The following is a 19,755-nucleotide window of genomic DNA, read 5'->3' on the forward strand; positions in this document are numbered from 1 at the left end:
TGTGCGTGTTTCTCTCTCTGGTTGCATATCACGAAAAATTTAAGGCGGGCATACTAAAAATGATGATCATGAGTTGCTATATCGCGTGCTGATATGCCGCTCATGGGAGGGTGGCCAACAGGAGATAGTGATGTTTGCTGCCTTTCGGCGCTTCAAAGGTTTGTTCGCAGTCGCCGCGCTTGGTATCGCGGTATCTTTCGTAGCCGTCGATATGGCGGAAGCACGCCGTGCGAGCGGCGGTTTCGGTAGCCGCGGCACAAGGACGTTTTCCGCGCCGCCGTCGACCAGCACCGCCCCCGGCCAGACCGCGCCGATCAACCGCAGCATGACTCCTAACACCCAGCAAAACCAGGCGACGCCCGGTGCTGCACAGCCGGCGCGTCCCGGTGCGCAGGCACCGCAGCAGAGCCGTGGCCTGTTTGGCGGCATGATGGGTGGCTTGATGGGCGGACTGCTGATGGGTGGCCTGTTCGGCATGCTCATGGGTGGCGGTTTCGGCGGTATGGCCGGTTTCTTCGGTATGTTGCTGCAGGTGGCGCTGATTGGCCTTCTGGTCATGTTCGCCATGCGTTTCTTCGCATCGCGCCGTCAGGGCCAGCCGGCTTTCGGTGGCGCAGGCGGATCGCAGCGCACGGATCATTCCGGCTCCTCCTTTAATGGCGGCCCGCAGGCAGGTCCTTCCGCATCCTCGTTCAAGATTCCGAAGATCGGCGCGCTTGCCGGTGCTGCGGGCGGCGCAGCCGCGGCCACTGCCGCAACCGCAAAGCCGGTGGCACATGCCAATGCTATGTCCGAAGGTGACGAAATTGGCATTACCCAGAGCGATCTCGAAGTCTTCCAGAAAATGCTGCAGGATGTTCAGGCTGCCTATGGGGCTGAAGATTACGGCACGTTGCGCAAGCTGACGACGCCGGAAGCCATGTCCTATCTTGCTGAGGAACTGAGCGACAACGCGACGAGCGGCGTGAAAAACGACGTGCGCGACGTAACGCTGCTGCAGGGCGATGTTGCCGAAGCCTGGCACGAAGAGGGCCAGGACTATGCAACGGTAGCCATGCGCTACTCCGCCATCGACATTATGCGCGACCGCACCTCCGGCAAGGTGATCGAAGGGGACGAGCAGCATCCGTCCGAAGCGGTGGAAATGTGGACCTTCGTGCGCCGTGGCGGTAACGACAACTGGCAGGTCGCCGCCATTCAGGCCGCTGCCTGAGACGACGCGTAGTCTTGTCTGAATGAAACAGCCCGGAGGTTTTACCAACCTCCGGGCTTCTGCGTGCCGCGATGCGTGATGCCGCGACATTGTCTTTCGTCGATAATTCAGTGATCGCGGTGGCAGATCACAACTCTCCAAAAAAATGACTGATAAATCTAACGGGTGATATCTGTATCGTCCCGCGAGTGGCTGTCCGCGTTTTCCCTGCCATGCAGGGGTTTGCGCCCTCTTCGTCGAGGTTTGGCGCTGACGCATAGCTCTTTTGCTCCACGGAATTGCCGTTTTTCATTCATCCGGTGTTCAGTCCGCGCATCCTAACCAGCATGCGTACACGTCAATGTTACTTTTCGCGCCGGTTCTAAACCGCTTTGGGAAGGGAACCACAGGCGCAAAACAGCGTTGACAATCCAATTCCCGGCCCGCCTCCCGCAAGCCGGGCTGGGTGGCCGGGCAATGCACGGCCCGCGAGAACGGAGAGCTATCGAGATGAAACGCTTTGACCTGATCGACGGGATGCGTGGTTACTTCCTCGTCTTCATGCTGATCAACCATCTGGTGTTTGCAGGCGGTTTCTGGCTGGTGGAAATCAATCACCGCCAGTTTGCCTTCGTGGAAGACGCGCAGGGTTTCGTCTTTCTGTCTGGTCTGCTGATCGGCATGGTCTATGCCCGCAAGATGATGAAATATGGCTATGACGCCGGAAAACAGATGATCTGGAACCGGGCGATGGAGCTCTATCGCTATGCGATGGGTCTCGTCATCGCCGTGCTGTTCTTCCGCATGGTCATCCCGCATGCGCCGTACATCTGGTACAACTGGCTGGGCATGACTTCGTTCGACGATCCGCTGCGTCTGGCGGCGATCGCCACATTCCTCTTCCAGCCGACATTCATGGATATTCTGCCGCAGTACATTGTTTACATGCTGTTCGCACCCGTCCTCGTTAAACTCTGCCTCGACGGCAAATGGGCTTATGTCATGGCAGGCTCGCTGCTGGTCTGGATGGCCGGCCAGCTCGGTCTTCAGCAGATCGTGACGACGCCTCTCAATGAACTCGTCAAGGGTGCCGACGAGCAGGGTATCCGTGTCAGCTTCAACCTTCTCGGTTGGCAGCTTGTATTCTACTCGGCGCTGGTGCTGGGCGCGATGACGGCGCAGAACCGCATTCCGTGGAAGGCGATCTTCTCACCGCAACAGACATGGCTTCCGAAGGCGGCACTTCTCATCTGCCTGTTTTTCATGCCGCTTCGTATTGCAACCGCCTGGGGCCTGATGCCGGAATTCGTGATGGGCAAGTTCTCCACGATGGAGATCCGTGCCGATTTCGGCCCGGTCTACCTCATCAATTTCCTTGCTGTTGGTGTGGGTCTCACTTGGCTGGTGATCGCCGGTCCGAAGCATCACCGCCCGATCGTCCGCTCGATTGCGCAGGGCGTGATCTGGGTGCTCTCGCTGAAATTCCTGCAGCTGCTCGGCCGCCATTCGCTTCAGGTCTATGTCTGGCACGTGGCTATCGTCTATGGCGTCTATTATCTGGATGGCCGTACGGCCGAACTTTCGCAGGTCAGCAAGACGCTGATCGCCCTTACCGCAATAGGCTTGCTGGCTTTGCCGGCCCTGTGGAGGGAGCGCGACAAGTGGATTGGCAGCAGCGGCCAGAAGACGGCGGGCGCTTAACAACCGGTCACCACTTCACTCTGATTGCTTTACGGGGCGGTTTTCCGCCCCGTACTTGCGTGCGCGGCCATTCCTTTCTATATGCAGCCCTTAAATCCGCATGGTGGCGAGGCCGGACAGTCTTTTTCGACTGAGGCTTCCCGCAGCGGATGACCGACAGGCGGCGGGGCCTTTACCCCCGTTATGACTGACGATGGGAAAAAACGTGAATACGCTCGATTTTGACAAGAGGCCGGAAGACACCCGGATCGTTGTCGCCATGTCCGGTGGCGTCGATTCTTCGGTTGTGGCCGGTATCCTCAAGCGCGAGGGCTATGACGTCCTCGGCATAACTCTCCAGCTTTACGACCACGGTGCGGCTGTGCACCGCGCCGGCTCCTGCTGTGCGGGACAGGATATTGACGATGCGCGCAGGGTCTGCGAAACGCTCGGCATTCCCCATTATGTGCTGGATTATGAAGCGCGGTTCCGCGAAACCGTCATCAATCCCTTTGCCGAAGCCTATGCGATGGGTGAAACACCGATCCCCTGCGTTGCCTGCAACCAGACGGTAAAATTCGCCGATCTGCTCGCCACTGCTCAGGAACTCGGCGCAGATGCGCTGGCGACCGGCCACTACATCCGCTCGCGTCCTAATCCCGTTGCCGGCCAACCGGGACGCCGCGCGCTCTATCGCCCGATCGACAGTGATCGTGACCAGAGCTGGTTCCTGTTTGCAACGACGCAGGAGCAGATCGACTATCTGCGGTTTCCGCTCGGCGGCCTCTCAAAGGCCGAAACACGCGCGCTGGCGGAAGACATGGGTCTCGTCGTCGCCAAGAAGGCCGACAGTCAGGACATCTGTTTCGTGCCGCAGGGCAAATATACCGATATCATCAACAAGCTGAAGCCAAATGCGGCGTTGGCGGGCGATATCGTCCATCTGGACGGGCGTGTACTCGGCCGCCATGACGGTATCGTGCATTATACCATCGGTCAGCGCCGGGGTATTGGTGTCGCGACTGGAGAGCCGCTGTACGTCGTGCATCTCGATGCGCGTGGCCGCAGGGTTATCGTCGGTCCGCGGGAGGCGCTGGAGACCCGCCGTGTCTATCTGCGAGACATGAACTGGCTTGGCGATGGCGCGCTTGCGGACGAGGCCGGGCAGGGCTTTGCATGCTTCGCCAAGGTGCGCTCTACCCGCCCGCCAACCGAAGCGATGTTGCATGCCGATGAAAACGGCATCTACGTGGATTTGATGACCGGCGAGGCGGGTGTCGCTCCCGGTCAGGCCTGCGTGCTCTATTCTGCACCGGGCGCTGATGCCCGCGTTTACGGTGGTGGTTTCATCGAACGTTCGGAACGCTCGGTGGACGCCGAGGCTTCGCTGAAGGCGCTTTTGGAAAAGCCGGTTGCTGCCTGAAACAATTCGGTTTTCACCGCCGTGTGGAAAGCGAATTTTTTGCGCGTCATGCGCTTGACACTTTGGGGAGCGGCACCTTATAAGCCGCTCATCCTGATGGAGCGGACGGTCACATGGCTGTCACGTTTTCCCTGTGGCGGGGTAGCTCAGGTGGTTAGAGCAGCGGAATCATAATCCGCGTGTCGGGGGTTCAAGTCCCTCTCCCGCTACCATTCATCTTCAATGAGAAAAGCAAAGTTTGCGTCGTCTTCTGGACGTACGTTGAGAATTTGCGGCATTCCTCGCACTGCCTGTGGCTGGCCGGACGCCAAAAAAAGGGAAACCCGCTTGCCGTATCGAAACAGCCAGCGGGTCTCAACCTTTACCCCCTCCCACAAGGGCGAGCGAACAAAAGCACATCAAATGAATTATGACAAGATCAAGGCGACCATATTGTTGCGGTAGAAGACTCTGTTTGCCAGTTTAGCGGCGGATGGCAGAGAGTAACCACTTCCGTATGCCGCTCGTAAGGGGAGCGGTAAGACACGATATTATCGTTGCAGCGTAAGGGCGCGCCGGCAGCATAGACATTTGCAACGGCACGTGGATGATGGTGCACTCTGTATTTCGGGGCCGTTTCCCTTCCGTAAGTGATCATGTCGGCAGCGAAAGAGGCAGCCGGGATGGACAGGACGGCAAATACGGCAACCACACAAGTTCGTCTGAGATTTATGGACATGAGCTATCCCCTCGTGTTGACCAACGCAGGAAAACGCGATGCGCCCGGGAGCTGTTCCCTGTGCCAAATGGTATTTTCACGGGGTGACAAAAAAATGCCCGCTCGCGGCGGGCAATTCAGAGGGGAACTGAGGTTAGGAGCCTCGCGTCAAGAACGGATATCCTCGCCATAAGTTCCGCCTGATTACACGTCGCCCGATAAAAATCATGCACGCCAAGCCGACAGACCGGGAGCGGCGTCTTCATAAGCAATCGAAATAACGCAAATAACTGTGTTCTGGGAAATTTGGAGCGGGCGAAGGGATTTGAACCCTCGACCCCAACCTTGGCAAGGTTGTGCTCTACCCCTGAGCTACACCCGCTCAAATCCATCGGTCCGGGGTAGTACGCTGAACCGTGGGCCACCGCAATGCGGCGACGGGCGCTATATCGCTCAATCGATTTTGGAATGCAACAGGGAAATGACAAAAACGCGAAAATTTCTTTGAGAAATGCGACAAGCGGCGGAAATGATTGGGAATTTTCGCGCCGTCGCTTTTTCACGCGTTGCCAAGCCGCGGTTGCCCCCTTAATCATGACGGAGAGGATATCGGAATCGGCAAAGGCAGGCGGCAGGATATGGCGGAAAATTCTCCGAAGACGGCAGCGGACTTGTTCGCGTTTCTGGACGGGCTCGCCATCGAGCATAAGACAAAACAGCATGAGCCGGTCTACACCGTTGCTGAATCCCAGTCGTTGCGTGATCTAATCCCGGGCGGCCACACGAAGAACCTTTTTGTGAAGGACAAGAAGGATCAATATTTCGTTCTGACCGTTGAGGAGAACGCGGTCGTCGATCTGAAAAGCGTTCACAAGACGATTGGCGCGGCAAGCCGCGTATCCTTCGGCAGGCCGGAAAAAATGCTTGAATATCTGGGTGTCGCGCCGGGATCTGTCACGGTTTTCGGCGCCATCAACGACACGGGTGGGCAGGTCACCTTCGTACTCGACAGCGATCTTCTGGAAAACGAGCTTATCAACGGTCACCCGCTTTCCAACGACCAGACGACGACGATAGGAAACAAAGACCTCATTCGCTTCCTGGAGGCGACCGGCCACACGCCGCTTGTCTTGAAAGTCAGCGAGTGAGATACGATCTTTGCTTCAACCAAGACAATACGACAGAGATTACGGGAGACCGGCATGAGCGGCACGAACAATCCTTACGGCAGTTCCTATGGCGGGCAGATGTCCGGCAACGCGCAATATAGCGGGGAGCTGAACGGCGCGTCTTCCGGTCACATCAAGGACACCACAACAGCGGCCTTCTCCAAGGATGTTCTCGAGGAATCGCGCCACCAGCCGGTTCTGGTGGATTTCTGGGCACCGTGGTGCGGCCCGTGCAAGCAGCTGACGCCGGTTCTCGAAAAGGCAGTAAACGAGGCGAATGGCCGCGTGAAGCTTGTGAAACTGAATATCGACGATCACCCGTCTATTCCGGGACAACTCGGCATCCAGTCCATTCCCGCTATCGTCGCTTTCCTGGATGGCAGGCCGGTGGATGGCTTCATGGGCGCGGTACCGGAAAGCCAGATCAAGCAGTTCATCGACAAGATCGCCGGACCTGATGCGGGTGATCCGAAGGCTGAGATCGAAGCGGTTTTGGCAGAGGCAAAGCAGCTTCTGGCGGATGGCGATCATAATGGCGCGGCACAATTGTTCGGCGCGGTTATGCAGGCCGATCCCGAAAACGCCGCCGCAATCGCTGGTATTGCCGAATGCATGATTGCCGTTGGACAATATGAACGGGCAAGCGAACTCCTCTCGTCCCTGCCGGCGGAAGTGGCCGCAGATGCTGGCATTCAGCTCGTCTCGAAAAAGATCGCGCAATATGAAGAAGCCCGCAAGATTGGCGACCCGGTGGTGCTGGAACGTGATCTCGCGCTCGATCCCGATAATTACGAGGCTCGTGTGAAGCTTGCCAAGGTCCTCAACGCTCAAGGGCGGGCGGGATGAGGCAGCGGATCATCTGCTCTATGTCATGCGCAAGGACAGAACCTTTGATGATGACGGCGCGCGCCGCCAGCTTCTGGAGTTTTTCGAGGCCTGGGGCTTCAAGGATCCGGCAAGTGTGGCCGGGCGCCGGAAGCTTTCGTCGATCTTGTTTTCGTAATGCGGGCATATCCCGGCCATGGCGGTTGATCCGCCGGCCGGGCAGCGGTGAACAGGGGGCTTGATCCCATGCATGTCGGAAATGCGAGATATGTGAAGAACAATGATTTGCCGGAAACTGTGCCGGTATTTCCATTGTCGGGCGCGTTGCTTTTGCCGGAAGGCCACCTGCCGCTCAATGTCTTCGAGCCTAGATACCTCGCCATGATTGATATGGCACTGGCCGGCCACCGGGTCATCGGCATGGTGCAGCCGGCCCTTCACGTCATTGAGGGGGGGCATGATGGTGGTCCTTTGAGCGCTGTCGGATGTCTTGGTCGCATCACTTCCTTTTTCGGAGACCGGGGATGGGCGTTATGTCATTTCGCTCACCGGCATCTGCCGCTTCCGCCTGCTGGAAGAGGTGGATGTGGGCAAACCCTATCGCAGTTTCCGGCACGCGCCCTTCATCGCCGATCTTTCCGGCGAGTATGATGAGGACGCTGTGGACCGCGAAAATCTGCTGCGGGTATTCCGTGCGTTTCTAGATGCGAACCAGCTGGAAGCCGATTGGGAAAGCGTGGAGCGCGCAGGCAATCGTGTCCTCGTCAATTCGCTTTCCATGATGTCTCCCTTTGGTCCCGCCGAAAAGCAGGCGCTGCTGGAAGCGCCTGACCTGAGGACGCGGGCCGAAACATTGATCGCCATCACCGAGATCGTTCTTGCCCAGGGCTCGGGCGAGGCCGGTACTGTGCTGCAGTAGGATCGCCGCCATGGACGACAGGATGAGCAATGCCGATCCCAAGCTGCTTGAGCTGCTGGTCTGCCCCTTGACGAAGGGACGTCTTTCCTACGATCGCGCCCGCAACGAGCTGGTGTCCGAAAGCGCAGGGCTCGCCTACCCGATCCGCGACGGGGTGCCGATCATGCTGATTTCCGAAGCGCGCAAATTAGAAGACTAGCGTTAGCCCTGCCTGCCGCTCTCTCCACAGTGTCACGTCGCAAATTGACGATGATGCGTTGACAACCGTGCGTGGATTTGACCAGAGTCCCGCCCGACATGTCTGTTGCGGGGAGAAAACTGATGTCGTTGCGCGCGCTCGTCCGGATCTCGTTGATTGCGGTCTCAACCGCCATTACTTTTATTCCAGCTGTGGCGGCGGAACCTTCCCGCAAGGTGGTTACCACCAAAAATGGCGATTATTTCGGGTTCGATCTCAGAACCGAGCAGAATGTCTCGCTTGAGCAGTGCGGCGAGATTTGCGTCGGCGATACCGCCTGCAAGGCGTTCACCTACAATCCCAAGGTGCAATGGTGTTTCCTTAAATCGGATTTCAATCAGCTCAATGCCTTCCCCGGTGCCGTCGCCGGCAAGATCGTGCAGGTTGTCGCTGAAGCCGATATCGGTGCACCGCAGCGTCTTTCTTTCGTGACTGATAGCCTGCAGCAGGAAGCGCGTCGGCTGAAATCGGGCCTTGCGGCAAGCGCGGAGCAGCAGAGCCAGGGACTGGAGAACCTGCTGCAAACGGCAAGGCAGCAGGCGGCAGCCGACGCGATCGAAACCTACAAGGCGGCTCTTGCGATTTCGCCCGATGACGGTGCTCTCTGGGCCGAATTTTCGCAAAGGGCGGCGCAGGTTACCGACAATTACGCGATTGCGGGCCAGGCCGCTTCCGCTGCCATCAATGCCTATCAGTTGAGCCGCACGGTCAGTGCCCGCACCGAGGCGTTGAACCGGCTGGCCCAGGCTTTCGAAAAGACCCAGAATTATCGTGCGGCGCTTAATGCCTATAAGGAGAGCCTCACACTTTCCGATAATGCGCAGACGAAGGCGGCCTATGCCGATCTGCGCACGCGCCAGGGATTCCGCGTCATCAACAATACGATTGATACGGATAGTGTCAGCCCGCGCGCATGCGTGCAGTTTTCCGAACCGCTGGTGAAGAACGGTGTCGATTATTCCTCTTTCGTCACATTGGATGGTGCTGCACCCAAGGCGATCGAGGCGAAGGGCAGTGAGATTTGCGTCGAGGGGCTGACCCATGGTCAGCGTTACAAGATTGCGTTCCGCGCCGGCCTGCCGTCCTCGGTGGAAGAACCGCTGGAAAAGCAGGTCGATCTCGATATCTACGTGCGTGACCGTGCAGCGAGCGTCCGCTTCACCGGCGAGAACTTCGTGCTGCCGGGCACGGCGCGGCGCGGCATTCCCATCGTTTCGGTCAATGCCGAAAAGGCCGATCTGAAGCTTTACCGTATTGGCGACCGTAACATCACGTCGGTCTTGGCAAACTCGCAGTTTTTGACGCAGATGGACGGTTACAACGCCGACCGTATTGAAAACGAGATCGGCGAGCTGGTCTGGCAAGGTTCGATAGACATTCAGCCGGACCTCAACAAGGACGTAGTGACGAGCTTTCCGGTGGACGAAGCCTTGCCGGAGCGGAAGCCCGGCATCTATGTGCTGACCGCCGTACCGCCCGGCACCGCACCGGAGACATGGGATTCGCGCGCCACGCAGTGGTTCCTCGTTTCCGATACGGGCATCACCACCTATGCCGGCACCGATGGCCTGAACGTATTCGTGCGCTCGCTCGGCAGCGCCGCACCGCTTGGCGGGGTGGACTTGCAATTGCTCGCCAAGAACAACGAAGTGCTCGGCACGGCAAAGACGGATGCAGACGGCAGGGCAGTATTTTCGGCAGGCCTGATGCGTGGCACAGCGGCGCAGGCGCCAGCCATCCTCACAGCGCGCAACGGCGACAAGGACTACGTCTTTCTGGACATGACGCGCGCCGGTTTCGATCTTTCCGACCGTGGTGTGACTGGCCGCGCGGCCCCCGGCGCCATCGACGTGTTCAGCTGGACAGAGCGCGGCATCTACCGCGCCGGCGAGACCGTGCACGCGGCAGCGCTGGCCCGTGATGTTGACGGCAAGGCGATCGAGGATCTGCCGCTGACCTTCATCTTCTCGCGTCCTGATGGCGTCGAGGACCGGCGTTTCGTGAGTGACGGCAAGGCGCTCGGCGGCCATGCGGTCGATCTGCCCTTGCAGGCGAATGCCATGCGCGGCACCTGGACGCTGCGCATTCATACTGATCCGAAAACGGCTGCGATCAGCGAAAAGAGCTTTCTGGTCGATGATTTCGTGCCTGATCGCACCGAGTTTGATCTTTCCAGCAAGGTGAAACAGATCGAGCCGGGCGCGGAAACGCCAATCGACGTCGATGGCCGTTATCTCTACGGCGCGCCCGCAGCCGGCCTGACGCTGGAAGGTGAGGTCGCCGTCAAGCCGACCCGCACGAGTACCGACTTCGAGGGTTATTTCTTCGGTCTGGCCGATGAGGAAAGTGAAGAAGAAAATCGCACCGCGCTTGCCGATCTGCCGGCGCTGGACGAAGAAGGCAAGGCAAGCTTCAATGTCGATCTGACGGATTTGCCTTCCACCACGCAGCTGCTTTCCGCCAACATCACCGTTCGGATGCGCGAGGCCGGTGGCCGCGCCGTCGAACGATCTCTGACGCTGCCGGTGAAGGCGCAAGCACCTGTCATCGGCATCAAACCGCAGTTTTCGGGTGATCTCGCCCAGAATTCCGTTGGCCGTTTCCACATTATCGGTGTGACAGCTGATGGCGCGAAACAGGCGATGAGTGGCCTTAACTGGAAGCTCATCAAGGTAGAGCGAAACTATCAATGGTATCGTCAGGGTAACTCCTGGCGGTACGAACCGGTGGAATATACCAAACAGACCGAAACCGGCACGGTTTCCGTCGATGCCAATGGCGGTGAGATTTCCGTGCCTGTCACCTGGGGCCGCTACAGGCTGGAAGTGGAAGGTGTCGGCAATGGCGCACCGGTTTCGAGCGTCGAATTTGATGCTGGTTTCTACGTCGAGGCAAGCTCGACAGAGACGCCGGATGCGCTGGAAATCGCGCTGGACAAACAAAACTACAAGATCGGCGATACCGCAAAACTCAAGGTATCGTCGCGTTTTGCCGGTCAGCTGATGGTCACGTCAGGTTCGGAAAAGCTGATTTCCGTGCAGAATGCTGAGATCGGTGAGGATGGCGGCGAGATCGACATTCCCGTTACCGAGGAATGGGGCCCGGGGGCGTATGTGACGGCCACGCTGTTCCGTCCGGGCGATGCGCAGGAAAGCCGCATGCCGATGCGCGCCATAGGCATCAAGTGGCTTGCCGTCGATCCCGCCGAGCGCAAGCTTGCGGTAACGCTAGGCGCGCCGCAGAAGACGCTGCCGCGTCAGCCGCTTGAAATTCCGATCAGTGTCGCCGGCGCGGGCGTGGGCGAAAAGGCCTATGTCATCGTCGCGGCTGTGGATGTCGGCATATTGAACCTCACCCGCTATGAACCGCCGAAGCCGGATGAATGGTATTTCGGTCAGCGACGGCTGGGGCTGGAAATCCGCGACCTCTATGGCCGCCTGATCGACGGTTCGCTTGGCGCCACCGGCCGCCTTAGAACGGGCGGTGATGGCGGGGGCGCAGCACTGCAGGGCAGCCCGCCCACCGAAAAGCTCGTGGCCTTCTTCTCGGGACCTGTCGAACTTGACGCAGACGGCAAGGCGACGGTGAGCTTCGATATTCCTCAGTTCAACGGCACGGCCCGCATCATGGCTGTCGCCTGGACGAAGACTGGCGTGGGACATGTGGTCTCCGACGCCGTCATTCGAGATCCCGTGGTGGTGACGGCCAGTGCACCGAAGTTCCTCGCGCCCGGAGATGTCTCGCAATTGCGGCTCGATATCGCCAATACCGATGGCGAGGCCGGCGACTACCGGCTGGATGTGACCAGCAACACGGCGCTTACAGTCGATCAGGGTGAGATGTCGCAGACCCTGGCACTGCAAAAGGGCGGGAAGTCGTCGCTGACCGTGCCGTTGACAGGCGAACAGCCGGGCAATGGCGCAATCACCATCAAGGTCTCCAATGCCGCCGGTCTTTCGCTGGAGCAGGTATTGAATGTTCCCGTGCGTCCAGCCGTTCTGCCGGTCACGACGCGGCGTGAAATCAAGATCGCGCCCAATAGCAGCTTGACGATAAATGGCGACCTTCTGGCCGATAGCATGCTTCTCGGTTCGTCCGTCGCCGTCAACGTCACACGCTCGCCAGCCTTCGATATTCCGGCGCTGGTGATGATGCTCGACAAATATCCTTACGGCTGCGCCGAGCAGACGACGAGCCGCGCTTTGCCGCTGCTTTATCTCTCGGAAATGACCAAGGATAGCGGCATCGCCGAGGACCCGGATACCCGCCGCCGCGTGCAGGAGGCGATCTACCGGGTGCTGTCCTTCCAGTCGAGTTCCGGCAGTTTCGGCCTCTGGTCTCCCGGTTACGGAGATCTGTGGCTGGATGCCTATATCAGCGACTTCCTGACCCGTGCGCGCGAGCAGGGTTACGATGTTCCCGAACAGGCGATGGTGCAGGCTTTGAGCAACCTGCAAAACGGTCTTTCCTACGATAGCAACGTCAAGGATCGCGGCAACGAGATCGCCTATTCGCTTTACGTTCTGGCGCGCAACCGCAAGGCGGCGATCAACGATCTCAGATATTATGCGGATACGGCGCTTGCCGATTTCCCCACACCGCTTGCCAAGGCGCAGGTTGCCGCAGCCCTTTCGCTTTATGGAGATCAGGCACGCGCGAAGACTGTGTTCGGTGCCTCGCTCGATATGGCGAGCCGTGCCACCAAGGTTAGTTTCGCAAGGGCGGATTACGGTTCCGCCCTGCGTGATGGCGCAGCGACGCTGGCGCTTGCGGCGGAAAGCCGTCCGGTTCCTGCCGTCGTGCCGCAACTTGCAGGTGCCGTGGCGAAGGAATGGGAAAAGAAACCCTATACCAGCACCCAGGAACAGGCATGGATGCTGCTCGCCGCCCGCGCCGTCAAAGGTGAGGACAAGGATATCCGTCTTGATGTGAACGGCGATTTGCAGACCGGCGGGTTCGGCAAACGGATGACCGGCGACGAATTGCTGGCGGCACCCTTGAAGATCGCCAACGCGTCGGCTGATCCGGTCACGGCGGTGGTCACCACGGTCGCGCCCCCGGCACAACCGCTTGCCGCCGGTGGCGAGGGCTTCACCATTACCCGTACCTATTATTCCATGGATGGCGAGGAGGTGAACGCGAGCGAGGTGGTGCAGAACGAGCGTTACGTGGCGGTGCTGAATGTCACGCCTAAAAATGACTGGCAAGCACGCATTCTCGTGACTGACCTTCTGCCTTCCGGTTTCGAGATCGACAATCCGAGCCTCGTCAATTCTGCCGCCCTTTCGAATTTCGACTGGTTGCCGGAAACCGAAGCTGCGCATACCGAATTCCGCTACGACCGGTTCGTTGCGGCCTTCGACCGCACGGCTGGCGACAGTTCGGAAATCACGCTGGCCTATGTGGTCCGGGCCGTCACCCCGGGCACTTATGATCATCCGGCGGCCTCGGTCGAGGATATGTACCGGCCGCAATTTTCCGCCCGCACGGCAACGGGCCGCATGGAGGTGCGTTCGGCAACCCCATGAGGCGAAAAAAGGCGATCATCGTCGGCATCGTGTCGGCCGCTCTGCTTGTAGGCGGTGCGGCCTTCGGTCTCGATGCGCTGGACAACGCCTATCCGCCACCGCTGGAGGCTGCGCAGCAGCGGTCCTTCGAGGTGCTGGATAGAGACGGGCGGTTGCTGCGCGCATTTGCGACACCTGATGGCCGCTGGCGGCTGGAAACCAGCGCTGCAGAAGTCGATCCGCAGTTCCTGCGCATGCTGATCGCTTATGAGGACCAGCGTTTTTACGACCATCACGGCATTGACCCTTGGGCGCTGCTGCGCTCCGCCTGGCAATTGGCAAGCAACGGCCGGATCGTCTCCGGCGCCTCGACGCTTTCCATGCAGGTGGCGCGGCTGATCGAACCGCGCACCGACCGGTCGTTTTCGGCGAAATTTCTGCAGGGATTGCGAGCGCTCCAGATCGAAAGACGGCTCGACAAGGCGGAAATCCTCGATCTTTATCTGAATATCGCGCCTTATGGCGGCAATCTTGAGGGTGTTCGTGCCGCAAGCCTCGCCTGGTTTGGCAAGGAGCCCGCCCGGCTCGACACGGCAGAGGCGGCTCTTCTGGTGGCGCTGCCGCAATTGCCGGAGAAACGCCGACCGGACCGCTTTCCGGATGCGGCAAGGCAGGCGCGGGAGAGGGTTTTGCAGCGCCTTGCCGTAGAACGCGTGGTGGGTGAAGGGGAAGCAGAGCGGGCGACCCTTGCAGCCGTTCCCGCCAACCGGCGTGATCTGCCGGCCTATGCACCGCATATGGCGGCTGCCGCACGCGTGAAGTTTGCCAATGCCACCGAGGCGCACTCGACGCTCAGATTGCCGATCCAGCGGGAACTGGAAGCCGTTGCCCGCCATGCAGCGGAAAAACTGACAGAAAAGGTCTCCGTCGCCATCGTCATGGCCGACGCGCAGACCGGTGATATTCTGGCTGAAGTTGGTTCCGCTGATTATCTCGATACTGCAAGGCGCGGTTTCGTGGAGATGAGCCGCGCCGTGCGCTCGCCGGGCTCCACCCTCAAGCCGTTCATCTATGGCCTTGCCTTTGAAAATGGTCTCATCGGGCAGGAAACCATCATCGAGGATCGCCCGGCGGATTTTTCCGGTTACCGCCCGCGTAATTTCGATATGCATTATCAGGGTGATGTCAGCATCAGGCAGGCACTGCAACTGTCGCTCAATGTGCCCGCCGTAAAGCTTCTGGATGCTGTCAGCCCGTCTGCGCTGATGGTGCGTTTTCGCCGCGCGGGCGTGAAGCTCGTGCTTCCCACCACCGAGGCGCCTGGGCTTGCCATTGCGCTGGGAGGTGCTGGTATTTCGCTGGTTGATCTGGTGCAGCTTTATGCGGGCCTTGCCGGCGGCGGCGACTCTGTGCGGCTGGGGGACGGTGTGCGCTCCGCGCCGCAACCGCTTGCCGGAGATCGGCTGTTTGCCGACGCTGCGATCTGGAACGTCTCCGACATCCTGTCCGGTGTGCTGCCGCCACTCGGCATGAAGCAGCGCGGCATCGCCTACAAGACCGGCACCAGCTACGGTTACCGTGATGCCTGGTCGGTAGGTTATGACGGGCGGCATGTCATCGGCGTGTGGGTCGGTCGTGCCGATAACGGCGCCGTCCCGGGCATTGCCGGTTATGCGACGGCAGCCCCGATCCTCTTCGAGGCTTTCGAGAAATCCGGCGTAGCGATCACGCCAATGCCTGCTGCACCCTCTGGCGTCGCGCGGGTGGCCGTGAGCGACCTTCCCGCCAACCAGCGGCGTTTCACATTGACCGCAAGCGGCCTGCTTTCGGCCTCAAGGCGCGAAAGCGCGCCGCGCATCGTCTATCCACCGGAAGGGGCTAGGGTGGAGCTCTCCAGCCAGTCAGGCATTTCGCCGCTAGTGCTGAAGCTGCAAGGCGGCCGCGCGCCCTTCCGCTGGCTCGCCAACGGCAGGCCGCTCCCGGATTCTTCGCTCCGCCGCAACAGCGAATGGCGACCGGAAGGGCAGGGGTTTTCAACGCTGACCGTGATCGACGCCGATGGCCGCGCTTCGAGCGTGCGCGTTTTCATCGAGTGAGTTTTTTACGGCTTGCGCACCACGCGGCTGAACGCCGCGTCGCAGGCAGCTTCTTGCCCGCGTCATAGAAGTTCATTTGCAGAGACCTGATGCAACGTGGAAGGAGGAACGGCGATCACGCAACGTCGAGTGAATGACGATCGATACGCTCCTGAAGTGCGACCACAACCGCATGCAGGAATTCTCTGCATCGAGGGTCGACGGTCTTCGCCAGTGTCATTTCCAGCCGGCTGCGGATCTTGTCCATGAACCCAACATGATCGAAGCTGTCGGCGGCGATATTTACCTCGACTTCTTCCATATAGTGCAACAGGTGCGGTTCCAGTGCGAGATTTGGGTCCATCCGGTATCGGGTGGCCATCTGCTCTGCAAGCGTTCCCATCTGTACGTATGGGCCATATTCGTTGATCATTCTGTCTCCTTCATCGGGTGTGAGCATCTTAGATAGGTGCTGTTTGTGGATGCACGATATGTGTTTGCGATCAAACGCGCAAAAGACCGGAGCTAATTGGTAAAACGAACGTGACCAATCGATGCTTCGCCGTTCGAACATGCCGGTGTGCACGCTGAGCGAAACGGGACAGCTATTATGTTTGTCTAGGACTAGAGCCGCATGGCCAGCAGTGAAGCGGGTCACGACATTCCGCTCTTTTTTATATTATTGTTTTAAACTGAATTTACAGGAAAATGGTGTCCACGAGAGGTGCGCCACCCTATTTCTTAGTATTTGATTTTGTTTCGCTTTCTGCGCTCATTCCCTCACCTAAAACAGGGTGAGGGGCGGTTATGTTCCCGATCTGATCCGCCACGATGCGGCTTGTCTCGATCCCAAGACGGCGCCTGTCGATGCCACGGGTGTAGATTTCTGCCGTGGCGAGGTTGGTCCAGCCATACTGGGCGAGCAGGTGATGTGAGGCCGCTCCACCTTCGGCGGCAAGCGTCGCACTGAGCTTTCGCAGCCCGTGTGCAGATTTATAGACCTTCGCTTCGTTGCATTGGTCCCGAAACCAATTTCCAAAGCTTTCCTTAACGAAAGGCTTCCCGCGTGAAGTCTCGACCAAGTGCAGGCCTTTGCGTGGCGTGGCATTGATGACCATGATCAGATCGTCGGAAAGTTCGACCGTGATCCGCGCGCCTGTCTTCTCTGTATCCATTGAAAGAATCTTGCCGCTGATATGCTGGCGACCGGCCCTTACAAGATCCGATCGGCGTAGGCCCGCCAAAAGCATAAGCTCCATTGCCAGTCGCGCAGTTGTCCCAATTTCGTATTTCTGACGGAACGCCTTCACCTCGTCCATGGTCCAGGCCGGAAATCCACCCTTCTTATAGTCGGGGGCTTCCACGCCAAGCGATGGATCCACGGCCACCAGCCGCATTTTTTTTGCCCAGCCAAACATGCCGCGCATAACCTTGAGGAAATTCCCGGCTTGCGCCGGCGTCTCGTGGCGCTTATCAACGCCCTCCTGGATGACGTCCTGGGTGACGACTTTTAGCGATGACTTTGAAGCGGTTTTGAGCACCTTCGCCATGATCAGCCGTTGCTGCTTTTGGGTAGCGGCGCTGTATCCCGCCCACTTCGCGCTCTCCGTAGTATATCGCTCCCACAGCCAACCCAGAGTACCTTCGTGCGCCGTCTCGACTTTAACCGGCGAACCGTTAAGCGCGGCCATGTACGCCGCCTTGAACCCCGGATCGTTGGGGTTCGGCAAGCGGATACGCTTTCCTTTGCCAAGGCGAAAATAAAAGACCCACTTGTCATGGCGGGTCTTCTGCTTGTGCACATGTGGGTAGAGTTTTCTGGGCATGCCCGAGATATCACAGTACGGGGCGCGAGTAGTCAATTCCCTTCACCTTCTCGTTCTCGGAACTTGGGATAACGGTGATGACGGTATCGCCCACCTTTATCTCGATCCGGCAGCCGGAATCGTTGGCAACCTCGGCGGCCCTCATCATGTCCTGCTTTCTCAAAATTGCTGGCTGGGTCATTAAATGTATCCCTTTGCCGAAGCGTGATTGAGTGTCATCGGCCGTCCTTCCATGCGTAGTAATCCCGGCGCAGGCGCTTCCAGCGCGCTGCGGCCTGGTGGTCCGTGTTCAGCTCGGCCCGAGACCGGATGTTGAGAATATGTCGCACGCGGGTGTTGACGCGCTCGTCGTCTGCCGCGTCTGCGAGATCGTGGCACTGCATGAGGTAGCGGCGGAAATCCTGCTTTCCGCACAGCATCGCGCATTCCGCGGCTAAGTCCTTTTTCTTGGTCTGTTGCGGTGGTTGATGTGGTCGCTCTTGCGCCTCAAGCCTGCGGATCTTCGCGAAGGCTTCATCAATCACCATCATCAGCGCGCGGAAATACGTCAGCGATTTTTCGACGAGCTGGCCGTCGTGGTATGGGCAGTCCGGGCGGATGATGACGATCGGAAAGATCTCGCCGGTCATGTCATCACGCTGGCATATTTCGGCCTGGCTGGTTGCGGGATTATAGGTGCGCTCCCATTCATCGGAAACGAGTGGCAAAAGCTCTCTCACTTCGCGGTACGTGCGCTTGGCTTCGTCGAGATTCATTGATTGCCTGCCTCGACTTCCTCGCATCGCATCCGACGTGCCTCTTCACGGCGCATTGCGTTGCGTTTGCGCGTGACCATCTCCAGATGATCGGGATCCGGATTGACGCAGAGCCGGTTCCGGCATTTGTGGTCCAGCTCTTTTTTGCCGGGGATATATCCGTGCTCGTTGGTCCACATCGCGATGTGGACCGCCACGGTCTGACCGCCGAGTGACATGCGAGGGTAGCCGTGGCCACGTCCGCTGGTGCCCGACGTTGGGCCTGTCCATAGCCAGCAGCCTGTGACCGGGTCGATGCTGACACGGCTCATGATCTTTTCGCGGATAGACTGGCGGCGAGACATTTACTGACCGCCCTCCTGATTGTCGGTAATCATATCCCGCCTAGACCGCGCGACGATCAGCATTTCCTTCTGGAACTGCTCTCTGGATATTTTCCCCGACCGATAATCAGCGCGTATATTCGCCTCGGCCGCATCGATCATTTCCGGAGATAGAGGATCGCTCATTCGCCGCCCTCCTGCTTTGCGGGTGCTGCGGGGTGAAGCTTAGTGCGACCGTTCAACATTGTCCGGATCGCCGTGCCGGGATCTGGCGTCAGGTGGACACAATCGTTGGCGATCGCCGCAGCTTTCTCAACGGCAGCATTCCAAGTCTCGTCCAACAACCCCGCCAGGTCCTGCACCTGTGCGGAACCGGGAGCATCCCAAAAATCTCCGCGCCTTCCGGCATCATCGATCAGGTTGAGAGTTTCGAACCGATCAACGATGCGCTGGATCATTTCAGCCGGTCCCGGCGTGTGGCGCTCTGGATCATGGTCGGTGCAATAGCGGTATTCGCCGTCGCCGCCTGTTTTCGTGTCGATCTCTTGAACGGCCCGCTCATATCCTTCGCGGACGCCGATCTCGTAAATTTCCTCGTCATCGTCGCTGCGGGCGTCCTGCACCTGTGCGGAGAGGGCGGCTTTGATCCCCGGCATGTCTTCGCCCAGGCTCTCGAAAGAGTAGCCGGTCCCCTTGCCGGATAACCATGCGGCCATATGTTCAATGTGATCGATCGCCAGTTTCAGAGCGGAACGAACTTCATCACGCTCTCTACGAAGCGTGTCCGCAGTCGCCCGGGCTGTATCCCGGCTACCTTCCGCATCACGGCGCAGACGCCATTGTTCGGCGCGAGCTTCCTCCGCCGCCTCGGCGCGGGCACGCTGCGCGCGAATCTCTGCGTAAGGATCTGCCTCCATCTTGTTGATGTCGCCCTTTGGCAGTATGGCGTCGATCGACCATCCGTCCATGTCGTCGAGGAGATCCCGCAACCAATCGACGTGGTTGGTGCTGCCGAAATACCGTCTGTCTCCCTCGTCGTCGACGTGGTCGAAGATCTCCTGGAGCTGCTGGCGGGTAGTGTTGAGGAGCGTGACAATCGACCGATACTTGCCCTTGAACACGTTCC

14 protein-coding genes, 2 tRNA genes and 2 pseudogenes are annotated in these 19,755 nt (G+C 59.1%); 10 read left to right on the forward strand and 8 right to left on the reverse strand.

What is annotated here, in order from left to right; genetic code table 11:
* The first annotated feature begins 130 nt into the window (after positions 1–130).
* The 4 genes from QE432_RS05255 to QE432_RS05270 all read left to right on the forward strand — a co-directional run bounded on the left by QE432_RS05255 (position 131) and on the right by QE432_RS05270 (position 4,507).
* Positions 131–1,213 (forward strand): Tim44 domain-containing protein, encoded by a 1,083-nt coding sequence (locus QE432_RS05255; RefSeq protein WP_003511377.1) that lies wholly within the window; start codon positions 131–133, stop codon positions 1,211–1,213.
* Positions 1,214–1,702: 489 nt separating this feature from the next.
* The gene (locus QE432_RS05260; RefSeq protein WP_035199646.1) at positions 1,703–2,893 is read left to right on the forward strand and encodes an OpgC family protein; all 1,191 of its coding nucleotides are present in this window, start codon (positions 1,703–1,705) and stop codon (positions 2,891–2,893) included.
* Between the two features lie 205 nt (positions 2,894–3,098).
* Entirely contained in the window at positions 3,099–4,295 is a 1,197-nt protein-coding gene (gene mnmA / locus QE432_RS05265) for a tRNA 2-thiouridine(34) synthase MnmA (RefSeq protein WP_035199644.1), read from the forward strand.
* A 135-nt stretch (positions 4,296–4,430) separates the two neighbouring features.
* Positions 4,431–4,507, forward strand: a tRNA-Met gene (locus QE432_RS05270).
* Positions 4,508–5,299: 792 nt separating this feature from the next.
* On the opposite strand, the gene QE432_RS05275 is transcribed toward QE432_RS05270, so the two are convergent.
* Positions 5,300–5,374, reverse strand: a tRNA-Gly gene (locus QE432_RS05275).
* Between the two features lie 256 nt (positions 5,375–5,630).
* Between QE432_RS05275 and QE432_RS05280 the strand changes: the two genes are divergently transcribed.
* From QE432_RS05280 to pbpC, 6 genes and pseudogenes are all read left to right on the forward strand, one after another.
* Complete coding sequence (locus QE432_RS05280) at positions 5,631–6,140, forward strand: prolyl-tRNA synthetase associated domain-containing protein (RefSeq protein WP_306623518.1); 510 nt, start codon at positions 5,631–5,633, stop codon at positions 6,138–6,140.
* A 54-nt stretch (positions 6,141–6,194) separates the two neighbouring features.
* Positions 6,195–7,164, forward strand: a pseudogene (trxA, locus tag QE432_RS05285) (thioredoxin).
* A gap of 68 nt (positions 7,165–7,232) precedes the next feature.
* A pseudogene (locus tag QE432_RS05290) lies at positions 7,233–7,905 on the forward strand (LON peptidase substrate-binding domain-containing protein).
* Positions 7,906–7,915: 10 nt separating this feature from the next.
* On the forward strand, positions 7,916–8,104 hold the full coding sequence (locus QE432_RS05295; RefSeq protein WP_003511371.1) for a Trm112 family protein: 189 nt from the start codon (positions 7,916–7,918) through the stop codon (positions 8,102–8,104).
* A 122-nt stretch (positions 8,105–8,226) separates the two neighbouring features.
* Positions 8,227–13,671 (forward strand): alpha-2-macroglobulin family protein, encoded by a 5,445-nt coding sequence (locus tag QE432_RS05300; RefSeq protein WP_306623520.1) that lies wholly within the window; start codon positions 8,227–8,229, stop codon positions 13,669–13,671.
* The gene (gene pbpC, locus QE432_RS05305) at positions 13,668–15,746 is read left to right on the forward strand and encodes a penicillin-binding protein 1C (protein ID WP_306623522.1); all 2,079 of its coding nucleotides are present in this window, start codon (positions 13,668–13,670) and stop codon (positions 15,744–15,746) included. Before QE432_RS05300 ends, pbpC begins: the two co-directional genes overlap by 4 nt.
* 115 nt (positions 15,747–15,861) lie before the next feature.
* Here the strand turns inward: pbpC and QE432_RS05310 are convergent, their stop codons facing one another.
* From QE432_RS05310 to QE432_RS05340, 7 genes are all read right to left on the reverse strand, one after another.
* On the reverse strand, positions 15,862–16,158 hold the full coding sequence (locus tag QE432_RS05310; RefSeq protein ID WP_013761805.1) for a hypothetical protein: 297 nt from the start codon (positions 16,156–16,158) through the stop codon (positions 15,862–15,864).
* A 301-nt stretch (positions 16,159–16,459) separates the two neighbouring features.
* Complete coding sequence (locus QE432_RS05315; protein ID WP_113138583.1) at positions 16,460–17,551, reverse strand: tyrosine-type recombinase/integrase; 1,092 nt, start codon at positions 17,549–17,551, stop codon at positions 16,460–16,462.
* 10 nt (positions 17,552–17,561) lie between these two features.
* Positions 17,562–17,732, reverse strand: a complete 171-nt coding sequence (locus QE432_RS05320) for a hypothetical protein (RefSeq protein WP_162632703.1) — start codon at positions 17,730–17,732, stop codon at positions 17,562–17,564.
* 34 nt (positions 17,733–17,766) lie between these two features.
* Entirely contained in the window at positions 17,767–18,306 is a 540-nt protein-coding gene (locus QE432_RS05325) for a hypothetical protein (RefSeq protein WP_113138584.1), read from the reverse strand.
* Complete coding sequence (locus QE432_RS05330) at positions 18,303–18,650, reverse strand: HNH endonuclease signature motif containing protein (protein WP_113138585.1); 348 nt, start codon at positions 18,648–18,650, stop codon at positions 18,303–18,305. The genes QE432_RS05325 and QE432_RS05330 overlap by 4 nt, the downstream gene beginning before the upstream one ends.
* Complete coding sequence (locus tag QE432_RS05335; protein ID WP_162738415.1) at positions 18,651–18,815, reverse strand: hypothetical protein; 165 nt, start codon at positions 18,813–18,815, stop codon at positions 18,651–18,653.
* Positions 18,812–19,750 (reverse strand): hypothetical protein, encoded by a 939-nt coding sequence (locus tag QE432_RS05340; RefSeq protein WP_306623525.1) that lies wholly within the window; start codon positions 19,748–19,750, stop codon positions 18,812–18,814. Before QE432_RS05340 ends, QE432_RS05335 begins: the two co-directional genes overlap by 4 nt.
* Positions 19,751–19,755: the final 5 nt, after the last annotated feature.

It is taken from the genome of Agrobacterium sp. SORGH_AS_0745 (genome assembly GCF_030818995.1).
In the GTDB taxonomy this organism is placed as follows: domain Bacteria; phylum Pseudomonadota; class Alphaproteobacteria; order Rhizobiales; family Rhizobiaceae; genus Agrobacterium; species Agrobacterium tumefaciens.